Source organism: Acinetobacter seohaensis (assembly GCF_056431365.1).
This window is the reverse complement of record NZ_JBWKMK010000005.1, coordinates 30113-47707: the sequence shown is the minus strand read 5'-3', so window position 1 is coordinate 47707 and position 17595 is coordinate 30113. Positions and strand designations below refer to the sequence as shown.

The window sequence follows — 17595 nt, the reverse complement described above, 5'->3', positions numbered from 1 at the left end:
GATGTTGGCACGTCGTATAGTTGCAAAACACGTCACCAAGACCACTGCACTGGCTATGTTTGGTGCAACGGCAATTTTGTCTGGTTTGCAGGTGTTGTTTACCTATTTAGGCGAATTGGGTTCACTCAATGAAAACTATAGTGCATGGCAGGCATTGCTGTATGTATTGTGGGGTGCGCCAAATTATCTCTATGAAATTTTGCCGATTTCTGCCTTGATTGGCGCAGTGTTAGGCTTGGGTACGTTGGCATCCAACAGCGAATTGATTGTGATGCGTTCTGCAGGGATTAGCCTGTGGCGTATTGTGGGATGGGTGATTCGTTCCGCCATGGTATTGGTACTGCTGTCTTTTGTGCTCAGTGAATGGGTGATTCCATACACCAATGAACAAGCCAAAAGTGTTAAAAGTCACCGTAGCGTCGCTGAGCTGGGTGAAGTTCGTGGCTATTGGTCGCGCGAAGGCAATCGTTTTATTTATATTGACTACGCCAATGCCCAAGGGCAGCTCAAAAATGTACAAGTGGTCGATTTTGATGATAATTATCGCTTGCGTGGTACATTGTCTGCAGATCAGGGACAGTTTGTTAAAGACGGTAGTTGGTTGCTCAATCAAACTGAACAGATGGATATTTTGCAGGCGGGCAACGCGACTTTAGCTAAAAACAGCGAACAGGCTTTGGCTTTAGCATTGCAACCGAAATATGTGCACATGGTCACCATCGACCCTGAAGATTTATCCCCAAGTCAATTGGTCAGTTTCATGAGTTATATGCATGAATACAGCCAAGTACCCAAAACCTATCAACTGGCGTTCTGGCAAAAACTTGGTGCACCCTTTGCGCTGATTGCTTTGGTGGTGATTGCTTGCTCCTTTATTTTTGGGCCGTTACGTCAGCAATCTATGGGTTTCCGTTTGGTGATTGCTTTATTTGTCGGCTTAACCTTCTTTTATTTACAGGATTTCTTGGGCTATGCCAGCTTGGTCTATGCACCATCGCCTGCGTGGTTCGTATTTATTCCTATTATTCTGATGTTTGTCATCGGCGGTTACTTACTGCATCGTGCGCGTTAAGTGCGGGCCGATGCTGCTGCTTTTTCCGTATGATTGGGTAAACCTATCTGAATCAGTGGCGGAAACCATCTTCTGAACATAGAGTCTTGACGCAAAATTCGTTAAGATAGCATGATTAATTTGTAGACGAAAAAGAGTATTGATTATGGCGGATGCAACTGCTGGCAAAATCCCTCACGTATTGGTGATTATGGATGGTGTGGGTCATCGCGAAGCGGTCGAAGACAACGCGTTTTTAGCAGCGAAACGACCAAATTTGACTGCTATGCAGGAAAAGCATCCGCATGGTTTGATCTCTGGTTCAGGTGAAGATGTGGGCTTGCCAGATGGTCAAATGGGTAACTCTGAAGTTGGTCACATGAACTTGGGTGCAGGACGTGTGTTGTACCAAGACTTTACCCGTATTACCAAAGACATTCGTACAGGCGCTTTCTTTGAACATGAAGTGTTGGTCGATGCGGTAGAAAAAGCCAAAGCAGCCAACGGTGCAGTGCATCTGCTTGGTTTATTGTCTGAAGGCGGTGTGCATTCGCATGAAGATCATATCGTGGCGATGGCAGAATTGGCATTAAAACGTGGTGCAAAAGTTTATCTACATGCCTTTTTAGATGGCCGTGATACGCCACCAAAAAGCGCGCAGCCTTCTTTGGAAAAACTGGACGCATTATTTGCACAATATCCAAATCAAGGTCGTATTGCCAGCCTGATTGGTCGCTACTATGCGATGGATCGTGACAACCGTTGGGATCGTGTAGAACAAGCCTATCGTCTACTTACCGAAGGTGAGGCAGTACGCACTGCGGCAACTGCGGTTGAAGGCTTGGCAGCGGCTTATGCGGCAGATGAAAGCGACGAGTTTGTTAAAGCCACCCGTATTGGTGAAATTGCCAAAATTCAAGATGGCGACAGCGTGGTGTTTATGAACTTCCGTGCTGACCGTGCACGTGAATTGACCAAAGCCTTTGTGGAACAGGATTTTGCTGGTTTTGAACGTAAAGTTGTGCCGCAATTATCTAAATTTGTGATGCTGACCCGTTATCAAGCCAGCATTGCTGCGCCAGTGGCGTACATGCCAGAAGATTTGAAAAACTCGATTGGTGAATATTTATCAGACTTGGGCAAAACACAATTGCGTATTGCTGAAACTGAAAAATACGCACACGTGACGTTCTTCTTTAGTGGTGGTCGTGAAGATGAATATCCGGGTGAAAAACGTATCCTGATTCCATCGCCAAACGTAGCAACCTACGACTTAAAACCTGAAATGAGCGCTTATGAAGTGACTGATGAACTGGTTGCAGCCATTAATTCAGGTGAATATGATTTGTTGGTAGTGAACTATGCCAATGGCGATATGGTCGGTCATACTGGTGTGTTTGATGCAGCTGTCAAAGCAGTGGAAGCAGTAGATACCTGTTTGGGTCGTGTCTATGAAGCGGTGATGGCGAAACAAGGTCACATGATTATTACAGCTGATCATGGTAACGTCGAGCAAATGCAAGACTATGACAGTGGTCAGGTACATACTCAGCACACCACTGAATTGGTGCCATTCATTTATGTAGGCCCAACTCAGGCCACCATTTTGGAAGGTGGTGTGTTGGCAGATGTTGCACCAACTTTATTGAATTTGATGCAATTGCCAGTGCCAGCAGATATGCAAGGTCGCAACTTAATTCGCTTACAGGCATAACCCTCGATACAGGTAGATGATGGAATGACGGCTCACAAAATTTATGCGGTTGTGTTGGCAAGCGTGTTGTGTGCCAGTCATTCGAGTGTTTGGGCTGCGCCAGATTGGGAGTTAGATGGCCCTACACTACAACAGGACTATGTCGATGTGCCTGTAGAGTCGATACAGGAATTTGTACAAATCTATGGCATTGTCAAAGACAACTATGTGACTGAAAAAAGTGATGATGCCTTGTTTCAGCAAGCCATTCGTGGCTTGGTGAGCGGTTTAGACCGTTATTCACGCTATTTAACTGCTGAAGAATATAAACAACTTTTACAATATACCGAAGGCGACTTGGCCTCGGTTGATTTTACTTTGCGCTATGACGCTGCCCAGCAACATTGGGTCATTCAAAATTTAAGTGCCAATGCCGACTCGGCTAAACAAGGGCTGAAGAATGGCGACAGCCTATTTAAAATTGATAACCAAGAACTGAAAAAGCTGAGTGCAGATCAGGTCAATAACCTGCTCACAGGCTCAGTGGGATCGACTGTAAGCGTACAACGTGCAGCCAATCAGCCTGAAATTATGTTGGTACGCAACAAAAAAGTAGAAACCGATATTCAGGCGCAGATGCTTTCTAATCAGGTCTTGTTGTTAAAAGTACGTGTGTTTCAGCAAGACACCGCCAATGAAATTAAACGCTTAATTGAAGAACATAGCACGCCACGCTTAAAAGCCGTATTGATTGATCTGCGTAATAACCCAGGAGGCTTACTGTCTGCTGCGGTGGAATCTGCCGATTTATTTTTAAATCAGGGTGTGATTGTATCGACCAAAAGTCGTTCTGAAGGCGATCAACAATTTCAGGCGTTACCTAGCTTTGAATTTCAAAATTTAAAAGTCGGAGTACTGATTAATCATCGCTCTGCATCTGCGGCAGAAGTCTTTACCGGTGCTTTAAAAGACCATTCACGCGCTTGGGTGATGGGCGAAAAAAGTTATGGCAAGGGGGTGGTGCAAAAACTGTTCCCACTTAGCGATGGTGCTGCCTTACAAATGACGGTTTCGCATTATTACACCCCACGCGAGCAAATGATTGAAGGGGTTGGGATTCAGCCGAATCAGCAATATATTCAAAGTCCTGAAATGAAAGAAGAGGCTTATCTTGAGCATGTGGCAGATTTACTGCTGAGCCGCCGTTAAGTCTCATCTGAGTAACACGTATTTTTAGACAGTCTTCATTGTTTAGCGTTTACTCATCTTCAGTATCTAATCCAAACTTTTTCAGACGATAGCGCAAAGAACGGAAAGACATGCCCAATTTTTTTGCTGCCAACGTACGGTTCCAGTGGGTCAGGTGCAGCGCATTCAGTAAAATGTCTTTTTCTACTTTTTCCAAGTAGGCTTCTAAACCTTCTTCAGGCAGTTTGCGTCCTGTCAGCAATACATCTGTCACGATCTGCTGTGGTGTTTCTGCTGTAGGTTGTGATTCAGTGGTTGCTGTATTGCTCATACTGAATTGGCGCAAGGGTGCGGTTTGTAAGTGTTTGAGATCAATAACATCATCATCACTCAGGGTAATGGCACGTTCAATAATATTGCGTAACTCACGCACATTACCCGGATAGTACTGTTCTAATAAAAATTGCTGGGCACGAGGTGTCAGTTGTTTGGCAGGAATGTCCCATTCTTGTGCAACTTTTTGAATGAAGTGGTCTGCCAATAACAGAATATCTTGTCCACGTTCACGCAAGGCAGGCAAGACCAAATCCATCACGTGAATACGGAAGAATAAATCCTGACGGAAACGTCCTTGCTGAACCAAACTTTCTAAGTCCTGATGACTGGCGCTGATCACACGAAAATCGACATCAATTTCACTATCTGAACCCACAGGACGGATGCGCTTTTCCTGAACGGCACGCAGCAGTTTGACTTGCATGCTCAGTGGCAGTTCGGCAATTTCATCTAAAAATAAGCTGCCACCATGTGCAGATTGAATCAGACCTTGTTTGTCTTGAGTCGCTCCTGTAAAGCTACCTTTTTTGTGTCCAAATAGCTCGCTTTCCATGAGTTCGGTGGGGATTGCACCACAGTTAATTGCAATAAATGGTCCTTCGTTGCGGTTACTTAAACGGTGAACCAAATTGGCGACAACTTCTTTCCCCGTACCCGATTCGCCTGTAATAATTACAGGCGCTTGCGAGCGCGCAATTTTTTTGATGGTGCTGCGCAATTGTTGAATAGGCAAAGACTGCCCAATCAACATTTTATATTCAAGCTGATCTTGGCTGTGATGATCGGTGGTGTCGAAAGGTTTATTCAGTGCTTTTTCAAGGAGTTGCTGTAAATGTATTTGATTGACAGGCTTGCTGACAAAGTCAAATGCACCTGCTTTTAAAGCAGCAATCGCAATATCCATATTGCCGTAAGCGGTCAATACGGCAACAGGCACATTCGGATATTGTTCGGAAATCCATTCAACCAGTTGCAAGCCATTGCCATCGGGCAGGTTTAAGTCGGTTAAGCAAGCATCGTACTGATGTTCTGCCAATAACTGCTTGGCTTGCACTAAACGATACGCGACATGGGTTTGAATCCCCATACGTGCCAAAGTCATCTGCATGAGGGTACAAAGGTCTTCTTCGTCATCGACCAATAAAACCAAAGGTTGAACAGCGTGCATATTTTCCCCAAAACCACACAAAATTAAATCAAAACCACAGCAACAAGATTGATCCAATATCAATCGCGTTTATTCAATGGCACGTAGACATTTCATCCTGAAACATGCGCCTTGTTCTTGTTCTACATAGCTCAGCTTGGCTTGATTCGCCTCGCAAAAACTATGCGATAGATACAATCCTAAACCAGTTCCATTGATTTCGGTACTGAAAAATGGCTGGAACAGATAGAGGAGATCTTGACTGGCGACACCTGCACCAAAATCCCGCACATCAATATAAATATAAGTTGCTTGCGGATAGGCCGTAATCTCAATAGGTTGTTGTGCAGTATTGTGCCGAATGGCGTTACGAATCAGGTTAATCAGCACTTGGCGAAACTGCGATTCATCAAACTGGATGCTCAGTGGTTCGGTCAGTGTAAGTTGAATTTGACTCGCTGCATCAGGTAAATCTTCCTGAATGAATTGCGGCAAAAATTGATTGAGCTGAATCGCGACAGGCGTGGTTTGCTTATTTTTGACCATGCTCAGCGTGTCATGAATAATTTTATCAATCCGTGTCGCTTGTTTGCTGATCATGTCGGACAGCAATTGCTGTTGTATAGCATCACTGCCTGTAAATAAATTGTTGGCTTGTACAATGGCTGCCAAAGGGTTACGAATTTCGTGCGCAATACTGGCAGAGAGTTGTCCTAAGGCGGCTAATTTGAGTTGCTGGACTTGCTGATTGATTTTACGTCCATCCTGCAGCGCCAATAAAGTCAGCGTTTGATGTGGCACTTTGAGTTTTTGCACCTGAATATGCACATGGAAATGACTCAGTTGTGACTCGAATTGAAATTTTTCTCCATCTTGCAATTGATCAAATTTGAACAGATCAAATAAATCGGGCTGAATTTTATACAATGGATAGGTCGCGTGCGCATATTTAGGATGAATCCCCAACAGATGACAGGCTGCAGGGTTACTGAGGACGACATGGCAATTTTCATCTAAAACCAAATAGCCCATTTCGGTTTGTTCTAAAATATAACGGTTAATATTTTGTAGGCGGTTTAATTCCAACGACTGTGAAAAGTTTAGATTTTCTAAAATTTGGAAACGCCGTACTGCAATACGTCCACTGCCATAAACCACCCAAAATAAAAATGCCAATAGCGCACTTTGACCAATATTATTTAGCGATGAAAAGTCCAGCAAACTCCCAACAAAGTGTTGGTAAATCACCATAATCATCGCGATGAGGGTAATGGCTAAGGCTTTACGCTTTTGCAGCAAGAGTGATGCTGCAAAAATCGTGATCGCAAACAGCAGACTTAAATATAAATTAGGGCCATCGCTGGCAAAAGTCAGGCTACTGAGCGCGATAATATCGACTGCAAAAAACAGGGTCAGTTGTTGCGTGCTTTTAAAGGGAATGTATTTATAGCTGATCAGTTGTAGGCAGCTAAAAATAAAATAGCAGACCAAGGTATACAGATATAAACCCGGGTGCTGATATTGTGTGCCAAGCTGCTGAAAGGTGAGCAGGGTAATCAGCAGCAAGCAAAAGGCAATCAGCAGTCGGTAAGTACCATACCACATGCCAAGATGATACTGATTTAACTCAGAATATTGTTTTAAATCTGGCATATCGTAAAGGTCTTATTTGTGCATCAACAGCGTTGAAAATTATTGAACGTTTAGGGTTTAATCAGTCCATAACGAATGGCAAGGTGAGTCAGTTTGACATCACTATCAATATTTAATTTTTCAAAAATACGGTAACGATAGGTATTTACGGTTTTTACACTGACAAACAACTTATCGGCAATTTCCTGTGCGCTAATACAATTCACCACCATCATCGCCACTTGCATTTCACGTTCTGAAAGACTATCAAAAGGCGATTGTTGTGTGTCAGATAAGTATGAACTTGCCAGTTGTTCGGCAATGTCGGCACTGAAGTATTTACCGCCCTGCATGACTTTTTTAATGGCACGTACCATTTCACTGACAGGTGCGCCTTTGGTGATATAGCCTTTTGCACCTGCTTTCAGCAATAAAGAAGGGTAGGGTTCTTCTGCCAAACCACTCACCGCCAAGACCTTAGTGTCTGGTGCAGTTTGCAATAGACGACGTGTGGTTTCTACGCCTCCAATCCCAGGCATGTTCACATCTAACAACACCACATTGGGATGATGCTGACGCACTAAGGTAATCGCTTCTTCACCCGATTCAGCTTGTCCAATCACCTGCACATCGGCATGGTCTTCGAGCATACGGCAAATCCCAGTACGTACCAATTCATGATCGTCGACTACTAAAACTGTGATCACCTACACTCTCCCTTTGAAAAAATCATCTTTTTTGTTACATAAAGCAAAATTAGCTTGCAATGAAACGACAAAATTAGCAATGCTATTCTTAATCTAGAATGAAAAGTTCTGCACAATATGGTGTCAAAAACGATTCATTGTTGTTTTTAAATGTAAGGCATATTTGAGGTAATACGCAAATGTATCTTACCTCCCTGAGTTGAGTAAGCAGTCGTGAAAAATTCTAAGAAGTCGTTCATGCATGTGCTGGTCGCATCTATGATGTTCAGCCTAAGTTCTGTCAGTTTTGCTGAACTTGTCATCAATCCTTCCTCTGGGAGCGACGGTCAGGCGACCTTAAGTTGGTCTTCGGAGCAAGCCGATCAATTCTTAAATGGTGATCTGGAAAGTACCAGTGCGAGCGCTCAGGCTGCGCCAGAGAGCTATGTTGCTGAACCTACTCCGCCAGGTTCAACGAAAATTACCACTACAGTGCGTAGTAGCAATGGTGTTGCACCTGCTTCCACTGCGCCTAAAACAGTCCGTATTTTAGATACCTCTGCTTATAGCAACCAACCATCAGTTAATGCACGTGCGGCTTTGGTGATGGATGCGCAAACAGGTGAAGTGCTGTATAGCAAAAATACCAATGTGGCATTACCTATTGCATCTGTGACCAAGGTGATGACTGCCGTGGTGACTTCTGATGCACGTTTGAATATGTCTGAACAAATCACTTTGCAATCGATTGATTTTGCAGGTGCAGCAGGTAAAAACTCAAGCTCAACTTTGCGTGTGGGCGACAAGTTAAACCGTGCCGAAGCGTTACTGTTTGCATTAATGAAATCTGAAAATCCTGCAGCAGCAGCGTTGGCACGTACTTATCCAGGTGGGAAAAATGCCTTTGTAGCCGCAATGAATGCTAAAGCGCGTGAATTGGGCATGCATTCTACCCGTTTTACCGAAGCAACAGGCTTAGACCCACGTAATGTATCTTCTGCGCGTGATTTGGGTATTTTGGTCAGCACCGCTTCGCAATATGGTTTGATTCGCCAATTCTCAACCACGCCAACCTATGACTTTAACTTGGGTTATCGTGTTTTAAAATCTAACAATACCAATGCACTGGTACGTAATGGTGGTTGGAATATTAATCTGTCTAAAACAGGCTATATCAATGAAGCAGGGCGTTGTGTGGTGATGCATACCACTTTGAATAACCGTCCTGCAGTGGTGGTGCTTTTGGGTGCAGATACTTCACAAGCACGTACCAATGATGCAACTCGCTTAATGAGTTGGGCAAGCCAGTTACCAAAACGTATTTAATAAGATTTCAGATTTTTCATTCTTTCAGTATTTGGATTTACTCAACGTTTAAATGCTGAAGTGAATGCAAGATATAAAAAGCCCTGCAAGAGCAGGGCTTTTTTTAAGTTATTATTTTTTTAAAATCTCTATAGATGTTCTTTCCTGCTCGACCATCACTTGGAGTTTTAGCAAAAGTTTGTGGATATCTAGTGTCTAATTTAAAGTTAGCTTTTACATGTTTACCTTCTTCACTTAATTCAATATTGAAGTTAATTAATATTTTACGTAACCTAGGGGTGACTCCTTTAAAATCTGATAAACAAGTTTTAAGCTGTTCAAGATGTTCCAAATAGCCTTTATAGGCTTCATGATTTTTTATATTTTCTCTCAAATTTTCAATAATTTCCTTATTTCTTTCGTTTAGTCCAAGTTGTTCTAAATTGAGATCTAGAATCAAATTATAGACTTTGTACTCAATTTCATTTTTGAAATATTCAGCTGTATTAAAAGGTATTTGTATGAAAGTTTTGTCTTCATCAGGATTGTTGGCAATACGAAATTCTTGATAGTCATATTGAACAGAAGCATTTTCTAATTCTGTAATTTTTCTATTTTTAGCATCTATCTCTTCTTCATATAATTTAATTAACTCTTCATAATCTTTAGGGTCTTTAAGCTCTTTTTGTTTTAAAAAATCAATTTGTGCACGAAATTTTTTCTCAAGAATAAAGTGTCGAGTCAAATTTTTAGGGAATTTTTGCATTAGCAAGGAACTTCGTACTAACTTTTTTAATTCCTCGATTAATTCTTCGTTATTTTGATTAGGCTTCAAGAAAAGTTTTCTACTAATTCCTTGTTTCCAGTAAATACCTATAGAGCTCTGATATGCATTTTTGCTTAAAGAAGCTTGACGTAATTGATTAGAAAAAAATTCATAGTTTTCTTTGGGCTCAATAAAGATATGGGCCAGACCAAATAATTCTTTTTGTAAGTCTACAATTTGTTCTTCATTAAAACTAAGAGGCTGGCTAAGATATACGCACGGAAGGTGTCCATTGAATTCACCAAGCATAAATTTAGCAACAGTTTCAATCCAATATGATGAGTGGTCTAACCAATTAATTTGATCGATTAGAAATTCACCATCAAATGCGGCACCTAGATCATCAATTAATCTACTGATAATTAGCGGTTTTTTTATTGTCTTATTGTTGGGCTTTGGATTTGTGCTAATGGTTTTTAGCTTTATTCCTATTTTAAAATTAGTACCTGTTTTTTCAACAGAAATAATAGTTATCCAATGATCAGCTTTTTGTAAATCTTTTTGATATTCAAAGTAAAAACTTTCTGTATTGTCATAAGCTACATAATTAGTAATGATTTTCTCAGATTGATTGTTAGATAACAAATTAAAGTCATCATACGCAGAAAATTGTAGATCATGGATTTTTATTTTAGAATTTTTACTTTGATGAATCCAGTCGCAGCATATATTTTTTAAGTCATCTAAAGTTTTGCTTTGCGAATCAACATTAAAAATTGTTTGGTATAAAAGCATAATTTCCCCCTAATATTTATATAAAAATTTCTTAAATTTAAAAAAAGCCCTGCAAGAGCAGGGCTTTTTTATTTAGTCAGTATATGAATTACATATTTGACAGAATTGAATCACGAACTTGATCCATAGTTGCATCAATCGACAACATTACTGCATCTTGGCATTGCTTGATGGCAGTGTCAGGATCTTTTAAACCGTTACCTGTCACAGTACATACGATCACAGAACCTTCAGCAATTTTACCTGCTTTGATGTCGCGCATTGCACCACCAATAGACGCAGCAGATGCAGGCTCAACAAATACGCCTTCATACATTGAAAGCATGCGTTGTGCTTCTAAGATTTCAGCATCAGTTAGCTCATCAAACCAACCTTCTGAATCGCGTACAACGGCTTTGGCATGGTTCCAGCTTTGTGGGTTACCAATACGAATTGCAGTTGCAACAGTTTCAGGGTTTTCTACAGGCGCACCACGTAAGAATGGCGCAGCGCCAGACGCTTGATAACCCACCATGATTGGGCGGCCTTCAGGGTTTGGACCTGTGAATTTGTCCGTTGCTGCGTCATAGACCACTTGCTCGAATTGATCGGCAGATTGGTTGGCAACCGCTTCGGTATAACCCATCCAGTGTGCAGTAATGTTGCCTGCGTTACCTACAGGTAAGCAGTGGTAATCTGGTGCACGACCTAACTCATCTACAATTTCATACGCAATGGTCTTTTGACCTTGTAGGCGGTAAGGGTTGATCGAGTTCACAATGGTCACAGGTGCTTGGTCAGCAACTTCTTTAACTAGACGCATACCATCGTCAAAGTTACCGCGGATTTGCATGGTGATGGCACCGTACATCATCGCTTGTGCCATTTTACCCATGGCAATTTTGCCTTCAGGAATTAAAACGAATGCTTTGATGCCTGCACGTGCAGCATAGGCAGCAGCAGCAGCAGAAGTATTACCTGTAGATGCACAGATAATGGCTTTTGAACCTTCTTCAACTGCTTTAGTAACTGCCATGGTCATACCACGGTCTTTAAATGAACCTGTCGGGTTTAAGCCTTCATACTTCACATAAATTTCAACATCTTTACCAATAATGCGTGGAATATTCTCAAGCTTAATCAGTGGCGTGTTTCCTTCGCCTAGAGAGATTGCACGTGTGGTTGCAGACACTGGTAAACGGTCACGATAACGGTCAACTAAACCAGTATAACGATTGGCATTCGACATGATGATGTTCCAATTGTGTGTAGAGCTTGGCAAGGGGAAATACTCCCCTCCACCCGATTAATTATCAAGCGATTCTAAACGAATTCGTACAATTTCGCCATGAATGGTTGGCAATGCTTGAATTTGTTGTAACGCTTCATCCATTTTTGATTCTAGGACTGGGTCAGTCAGAATCACGATAGGAATAAGGTCTTTCAAGCGTGATTGCTGCATGATGGCATCAATACTGATTCCCGCGCGGCTTAAAATAGTGGTCACATCAGCAAGTACGCCAGTTTGGTCTTCGGCATTAATGCGAATGTAGTAACCCGTGGTCATTTCTTCACGGCTTAAAATTGGCAAGTCGGTTAAGGCTTCAAATGCCAATTGCGGAATTGTACCTGCGCCATCTTCGGTATAAGAAATGTCACGGACAATATCAACGACATCTGCAACTACTGCAGAGGCTGTTGGGCCTGCACCTGCACCTGCGCCATAATAGAGCGTTGGACCAACCGCATTGGCTTGTACCAAGACCGCATTTTTCACGCCATTAACATTGGCAATCAATTCTTCTTCAGGAATTAAAGTTGGGTGAACACGCAATTCAATACCTTTATCGGTACGACGGGCAATCCCCAAGTGTTTGATGCGGAAACCGAGTTCTTCGGCATATTTCACATCTTGTGCGGTCACTTTGCCAATACCTTCGGTAAAGACTTTGTCAAACTGTAGTGGAATACCAAATGCACATGAAGCCAAAATAGTCAGTTTGTGTGCAGCATCAATACCTTCGACGTCAAAAGTCGGATCGGCTTCGGCATAGCCTAACTCTTGCGCTTCTTTCAGTACATCTTCAAATGCACGACCTTTTTCACGCATTTCACTTAAAATGAAGTTGCCTGTACCGTTGATGATGCCTGCCAACCATTCAATTTTGTTGGCAGCCAAACCTTCACGGATGACTTTAATAATTGGAATACCACCTGCAACCGCAGCTTCATAGGCAATTTGTACGGCATTGTCTTCAGCTGCTTTAAATAGCTCATTGCCGTGTTCTGCAAGTAGGGCTTTGTTGGCTGTCACTACTTGTTTGCCGTGCTTCATGGCTTCCATGATCACGTCATAAGCAGGGTGAATACCGCCCATCACTTCAACCACCACGTCTACATCGGGTTGACGGACAATGTCCATCAAGTCGGAGCTTTGCTTGACCGATTCAGGCAAGTTTAGGTCAGGACGCGGACGACGTGTTCCCACATAAGTGATTTCAATTTCACGACCGGTGCGACGTCTAATCTCAGCAGCATTTTCTTTTAATAGTTTAAGGGCACCACCACCCACAGTACCAAGACCGAGGATTGCCAGACGAACTGGTTTCACGTCACACTCCATATTTTAATAACTTTAAGCAAGCCTAGATCATAGCTAAAAAAACGCGCTGACTCTAGGGCAGATCTCACTTATCTTCACAGTATAAAAAAAAGTAAAATAACGCATAAAAAATCGTTATTTATATTGGCTTCATAGATGCTACGTCTTGGTGTATTGGGATGATGCAGCATCCACAGATCCGCTATTTTTATTTGTCTAAGCGCTTGATCAATTCAGCGGTAGACAGATAGCCGCCTAAATATACGCCTTCGGCATTATAAATCGCAGGTGTGCCATTGACGCCCATATTTAAGCCCAATTGATACTGAGCACGAACAGGGTTTTTACAGTTGGCAGGTGCAATTTGTGCGCCATTCATGACCTGATTAAAGGCAGCGTGACGATCTTCGCTACACCAAATTGCTTCCATAGCAGGCATGTGCTGTTCACCACGCGGCCAAGCAATGTAACGGACTTCAATGCCTTTACCATTCATTTCATCCATTTGTTCATGTAGACGATGGCAATATGGACAGCTGACATCGGTAAATACATAAATGACGTGTTTGGTTTTGCCTTTGGCAGGGAATACCAATAAATCTTCCTGTTTTAATTCAGCAAAAATTTTCTTGTTCACGCCTGCTTGCAGGTTTTCACTGACGTTATGTAGTTCTTTGTCACCTAAACGGATCACATCGCCCTGAATAATGTATTTGCCATCACTGGTGGCATAGACCGATGACATGCCTTCAAGACTCACCCAAAATAAATTTGGAACTTCAGTGGCTTTAATGTCGGTAATTTTGGCGTTGATACCTGCAGTTTTAAAATGTTGCTGCAAGGTTGTACTTAAACGCTGTTGTGCATTGCGTTCAATTAGGGTTGATGCTTCACCCGTTGCAGGCGCACTGGCGGTGAGTGTGGTTTGCTTTTTATCTTCATTGTTTGCATTTGAACATGCGGTGATTGCAAAAGCATTTGCCAGTGAACAGGCAATCAAAAGTGTCGAGCGGGTAAATGTCATAAACAACCCTTTCTTGTTGGCATAAAAAATAGAGCGTTAGCATAACAAAAAATATTCGTGATCGTTAGGGTCTGTTGCCATTTCATAAATGGCTTACGTTCATAGACGAAGTTTCAGTAGATCTTATGCTTCGACGTCGTTTTTGTTTTTTTAAGCCCGTGGATGATGCTGGGCATGCAATTGCTGCATACGGATTTGTGCGACGTGGGTGTAGATTTGTGTGGTGGATAAATCACTGTGCCCGAGCAGCATTTGTACCACGCGTAAATCTGCCCCATGATTGAGTAAGTGTGTGGCAAAGGCATGTCTTAACGTGTGTGGCGATAACTCGGCTTGAATGCCTGCTTGCAGGGCATAGCGTTTAATGGCATACCAAAAATTTTGTCGGCTCATAATGCCGCCATGCACCGTTAAAAATAGATAATCGGTAGCACTTTTATACAGTTGCGGACGCGACTCGGTTAAATATTTTTCTATCCATTCACAAGCGACTTGTCCCATAGGCACCAAACGCTCTTTATTGCCTTTACCTACAATTCGTAAATAGCCTTGTTTTAGGTTGATTAATTCTAAACGTAAATTCAGCAATTCCGTCACTCGTAAACCGCAAGCATATAAGACTTCAAGCATGGCACGATCTCGTAATCCGAGTGCAGTGTTGATGTCGGGGGCGTGAATTAAAGCTTCAACATCGGCTTCAGATAAATCTTTGGGTAAGGCACGACCTAATTTTGGGGTTTTATGCGCAGCAACAGGGTTGTCAGAGCGCAGTTTGTGCTCTCTTAAAAATTTATAAAAAGAACGTAGTGCAGACAGGCAGCGTGCAATAGAGCGGGGGCTTTTTTGTTGTTTGGTGAGTTCGATGAGTACATCTGAAATATCGTCATGATTCCATTCAGGCATGGGTTTGCTGACATAGTCACTGCATTGAATTAAATCGGACAGATAGGCATTGCGGGTATGCGGGCTGACACTTTGCGCGATTAAATCGTTGCGATAGCCTTCCAAAAAGCTTAAAGCTTCTGGAATTTGTATTGCAGCAGGAATACGAGGTTTTTTGTTCAGCATAGGAATCACAGGCGAAATCACAAAATTAATTGAGAAATTCGATAATAAGCAGCGTTATTTTCTACTCTAATCCAATTCAGCAGGGCTGTCGATGTGATATAAAGCATTTAAATGTAAGTCGACCTTATTTGTTAATTGTTCTCATTTGCATGTTATAATGTGCAAAATGGTATAGGAATTTCACGGTGCGTTTGTCAGAACTTAAAGCAAAACAAACAGCCATCATCCGTCAGGTATTACGTACTGCCGATGGTGCAACATCCCTAAATGATTTGGTTGCGAATCGCTTAGAAACGTTAGGCTTTGTGCCTGGGACGCCTGTGCAGGTGATCACTAAAGGTATTTTTGGTGGAGATCCGATCTTAATTCAAGTGGGATTTACCCGATTTGCCTTGCGCAAAGTAGAAGCTCAACGCATAGAAATTGAGCAAGGAGCATCTGCATGAGCGATGCCTTACGTATCGCACTTGTAGGGAATCCAAACTGCGGTAAAACTTCTTTATTTAACCATTTGACAGGGACGCGTCAGAAAGTTGCAAACTATGCGGGTGTTACCGTAGAGCGCAAGCTTGGGCAGTTCAGCTTGCCTTCAGGGCAAGCGGTGCGGGTTTTAGATTTACCAGGCACTTACAGCTTAGAAGCTACCAGTCCCGACGAAGCCATTACCCGAGATGTGGTTCAGGGCAAAATTGCTGAAGAAGGTCAGCAAGATGCATTTTTGTGTGTGGTCGATGCGACCAACCTAAAATTACATTTGGGTTTGGTGCTTGAAATGATTGAGTTGGGACGTCCAATTTTATTGGTGCTCAACATGATGGATGAAGCACGCCGCCGCGGAATGCAAATTAATACGCAAAAATTGTCTGAGCGTTTGGGTGTGCCTGTGGTGGAAACCGTTGCGGTGCGTGATTCAGGTATTCAAAATTTAATGCACGCCTTAGATCAGGGCAAATTTGCTGTTCCGCAGACAGAATTGACAGGCCTAACAGGCACTCAGCATCAGCGTATTCAAACCATTTTGCATGATGTGGTGCACTTTGTAGATCAAGAAGACAAACGCTCCGACTTCCTCGATAAAATTTTTTTACATCCTGTATTCGGTTTAGTCAGCCTTGCGGTGATGATGTTTGTTGTCTTCCAAGCGGTATTTGCTTGGGCTGCACCGTTTATGGATGGCATCGAAAGTTTATTTGGCTGGCTAGGTGAAGTGATTGGCGAAAACATTAGCCATCCCTTGCTGAACAGCTTGATTGTGGATGGCATTATTGCGGGCGCAGGCGGTGTGGTGGTGTTCTTGCCGCAAATTTTAATTCTGTTCCTGTTTATTTTAATTTTAGAGGAATCGGGTTATTTGCCACGTGCCGCATTCTTGCTCGATAAGCTGATGTTTAGCGCAGGTTTGAGTGGTCGTGCCTTTATTCCATTGCTGTCTAGTTTTGCCTGTGCAGTGCCGGGCATTATGGCAACACGTAGTATTGCTGACCCACGTGATCGTTTAACCACGATTATGGTTGCGCCGTTAATGACTTGTTCTGCGCGCTTGCCTGTATATGCCTTACTCATCGCAGCATTCATTCCCAATCAAACCGTATGGGGCATGTTTAATTTACAAGGTCTGGTCTTGTTTGGTCTGTATATGGCAGGCATTGTGAGTGCCTTGGGCGTATCTTTTGTGCTTAAATTTTTGCAAAAAGATAAATCTGAGCATGTCTTGTTGATGGAACTACCAAGTTACCGTTTTCCAGACCTAAAAAGTGTTTGGATTGGTTTGCTAGATCGCGCCAAAATTTTCTTAAAGCGTGTCGGTGGCATTATTTTTGCACTGTCGATTTTATTGTGGTTCTTGTGTACGTTCCCGCAGCCGCCTGAAGGCGCGACCATGCCTGCAATTGACTATAGTTTTGCAGGGATGCTGGGGCATGTATTACAGCCATTTTTTGCTCCTGTGGGCTTTAACTGGCAGATCGTGATTGCCTTGATTCCTGCGATGGCAGCGCGTGAAGTGGTGGTGGCTGCATTAGGCACAGTCTATGCCTTATCTGCAGTGGATGAAGATGCCATGTCCCAAGGTTTGGCTGCTTTAATTAGTGGTGGTGGTGAACTGGGCTGGTCATTGGCAACGGGTTTATCGTTATTGGTGTGGTTTATTTATGCACCGCATTGTTTGGCAACTTTAGCAACGGTAAAACGCGAAACAGGATCATGGCGTACGGTCAGTATTATGACCTGCTATCTATTTGGTTTGGCTTATTTCATGTCATTCCTGACTTATCAAACGGCATCGTATTTGTTGGGTTAAGGCACATGCCTGACCTACAGGAGT

Annotated in this window: 14 protein-coding genes; 6 read left to right on the top strand and 8 right to left on the bottom strand. The window is 42.7% G+C overall.

From position 1 onward, the window contains the following. The first annotated feature begins 1 nt into the window (after position 1). The 3 genes from lptG (at position 2) to AC07E5_RS00645 (ending at position 3953) form a co-directional block, all read left to right on the top strand. Complete coding sequence (gene lptG / locus AC07E5_RS00655; RefSeq protein WP_004975683.1) at positions 2-1072, top strand: LPS export ABC transporter permease LptG; 1071 nt, start codon at positions 2-4, stop codon at positions 1070-1072. A gap of 145 nt (positions 1073-1217) precedes the next feature. Further along, on the top strand, positions 1218-2765 hold the full coding sequence (gene gpmI, locus AC07E5_RS00650) for a 2,3-bisphosphoglycerate-independent phosphoglycerate mutase (RefSeq protein WP_004975686.1): 1548 nt from the start codon (positions 1218-1220) through the stop codon (positions 2763-2765). A 24-nt stretch (positions 2766-2789) separates the two neighbouring features. Next, on the top strand, positions 2790-3953 hold the full coding sequence (locus tag AC07E5_RS00645; protein WP_004975690.1) for a S41 family peptidase: 1164 nt from the start codon (positions 2790-2792) through the stop codon (positions 3951-3953). A gap of 49 nt (positions 3954-4002) precedes the next feature. On the opposite strand, the gene AC07E5_RS00640 is transcribed toward AC07E5_RS00645, so the two are convergent. From AC07E5_RS00640 to gacA, 3 genes are all read right to left on the bottom strand, one after another. Beyond that, positions 4003-5436, bottom strand: a complete 1434-nt coding sequence (locus AC07E5_RS00640) for a sigma-54-dependent transcriptional regulator (protein ID WP_498624461.1) — start codon at positions 5434-5436, stop codon at positions 4003-4005. Between the two features lie 69 nt (positions 5437-5505). After that, positions 5506-7068: a sensor histidine kinase gene (locus tag AC07E5_RS00635; RefSeq protein WP_317097846.1), complete on the bottom strand. Its 1563-nt coding sequence runs from the start codon at positions 7066-7068 to the stop codon at positions 5506-5508. A gap of 50 nt (positions 7069-7118) precedes the next feature. Next, positions 7119-7754, bottom strand: a complete 636-nt coding sequence (gene gacA, locus AC07E5_RS00630) for a response regulator transcription factor GacA (RefSeq protein WP_004975702.1) — start codon at positions 7752-7754, stop codon at positions 7119-7121. Between the two features lie 213 nt (positions 7755-7967). Between gacA and AC07E5_RS00625 the strand changes: the two genes are divergently transcribed. Further along, on the top strand, positions 7968-9059 hold the full coding sequence (locus AC07E5_RS00625) for a serine hydrolase family protein (protein WP_131260992.1): 1092 nt from the start codon (positions 7968-7970) through the stop codon (positions 9057-9059). Positions 9060-9162: 103 nt separating this feature from the next. Here AC07E5_RS00625 and AC07E5_RS00620 read toward each other — a convergent pair whose 3' ends face one another. The 5 genes from AC07E5_RS00620 to xerD form a co-directional block, all read right to left on the bottom strand. Then, positions 9163-10599 (bottom strand): hypothetical protein, encoded by a 1437-nt coding sequence (locus tag AC07E5_RS00620; RefSeq protein ID WP_180022067.1) that lies wholly within the window; start codon positions 10597-10599, stop codon positions 9163-9165. Between the two features lie 88 nt (positions 10600-10687). Then, positions 10688-11827 (bottom strand): threonine synthase, encoded by a 1140-nt coding sequence (gene thrC / locus AC07E5_RS00615; RefSeq protein ID WP_286396896.1) that lies wholly within the window; start codon positions 11825-11827, stop codon positions 10688-10690. A gap of 57 nt (positions 11828-11884) precedes the next feature. Next, positions 11885-13189: a homoserine dehydrogenase gene (locus AC07E5_RS00610; RefSeq protein WP_004975708.1), complete on the bottom strand. Its 1305-nt coding sequence runs from the start codon at positions 13187-13189 to the stop codon at positions 11885-11887. 199 nt (positions 13190-13388) lie between these two features. Next, positions 13389-14204 carry a DsbC family protein gene (locus AC07E5_RS00605; RefSeq protein ID WP_178318310.1) on the bottom strand — a complete coding sequence of 272 codons (816 nt, stop codon included), beginning with the start codon at positions 14202-14204 and terminating at the stop codon, positions 13389-13391. Positions 14205-14354: 150 nt separating this feature from the next. After that, positions 14355-15272, bottom strand: a complete 918-nt coding sequence (xerD, locus tag AC07E5_RS00600) for a site-specific tyrosine recombinase XerD (RefSeq protein WP_004975712.1) — start codon at positions 15270-15272, stop codon at positions 14355-14357. 185 nt (positions 15273-15457) lie between these two features. Between xerD and AC07E5_RS00595 the strand changes: the two genes are divergently transcribed. Then, entirely contained in the window at positions 15458-15718 is a 261-nt protein-coding gene (locus AC07E5_RS00595) for a FeoA family protein (protein ID WP_019838134.1), read from the top strand. Beyond that, positions 15715-17571 (top strand): ferrous iron transporter B, encoded by a 1857-nt coding sequence (gene feoB / locus AC07E5_RS00590; protein WP_317097847.1) that lies wholly within the window; start codon positions 15715-15717, stop codon positions 17569-17571. Before AC07E5_RS00595 ends, feoB begins: the two co-directional genes overlap by 4 nt. Positions 17572-17595: the final 24 nt, after the last annotated feature.

Coding starts and splice junctions, on each gene's coding strand:
- lptG (WP_004975683.1), top strand. CDS start 2: ATGTTGGCACGTCGTATAGTTGCAAAACACGTCACCAAGACCACTGCA.
- AC07E5_RS00645 (WP_004975690.1), top strand. CDS start 2,790: ATGACGGCTCACAAAATTTATGCGGTTGTGTTGGCAAGCGTGTTGTGT.
- AC07E5_RS00635 (WP_317097846.1), bottom strand. CDS start 7,068: ATGCCAGATTTAAAACAATATTCTGAGTTAAATCAGTATCATCTTGGC.
- AC07E5_RS00640 (WP_498624461.1), bottom strand. CDS start 5,436: ATGCACGCTGTTCAACCTTTGGTTTTATTGGTCGATGACGAAGAAGAC.
- AC07E5_RS00620 (WP_180022067.1), bottom strand. CDS start 10,599: ATGCTTTTATACCAAACAATTTTTAATGTTGATTCGCAAAGCAAAACT.
- gpmI (WP_004975686.1), top strand. CDS start 1,218: ATGGCGGATGCAACTGCTGGCAAAATCCCTCACGTATTGGTGATTATG.
- thrC (WP_286396896.1), bottom strand. CDS start 11,827: ATGTCGAATGCCAATCGTTATACTGGTTTAGTTGACCGTTATCGTGAC.
- xerD (WP_004975712.1), bottom strand. CDS start 15,272: ATGCTGAACAAAAAACCTCGTATTCCTGCTGCAATACAAATTCCAGAA.
- feoB (WP_317097847.1), top strand. CDS start 15,715: ATGAGCGATGCCTTACGTATCGCACTTGTAGGGAATCCAAACTGCGGT.
- AC07E5_RS00605 (WP_178318310.1), bottom strand. CDS start 14,204: ATGACATTTACCCGCTCGACACTTTTGATTGCCTGTTCACTGGCAAAT.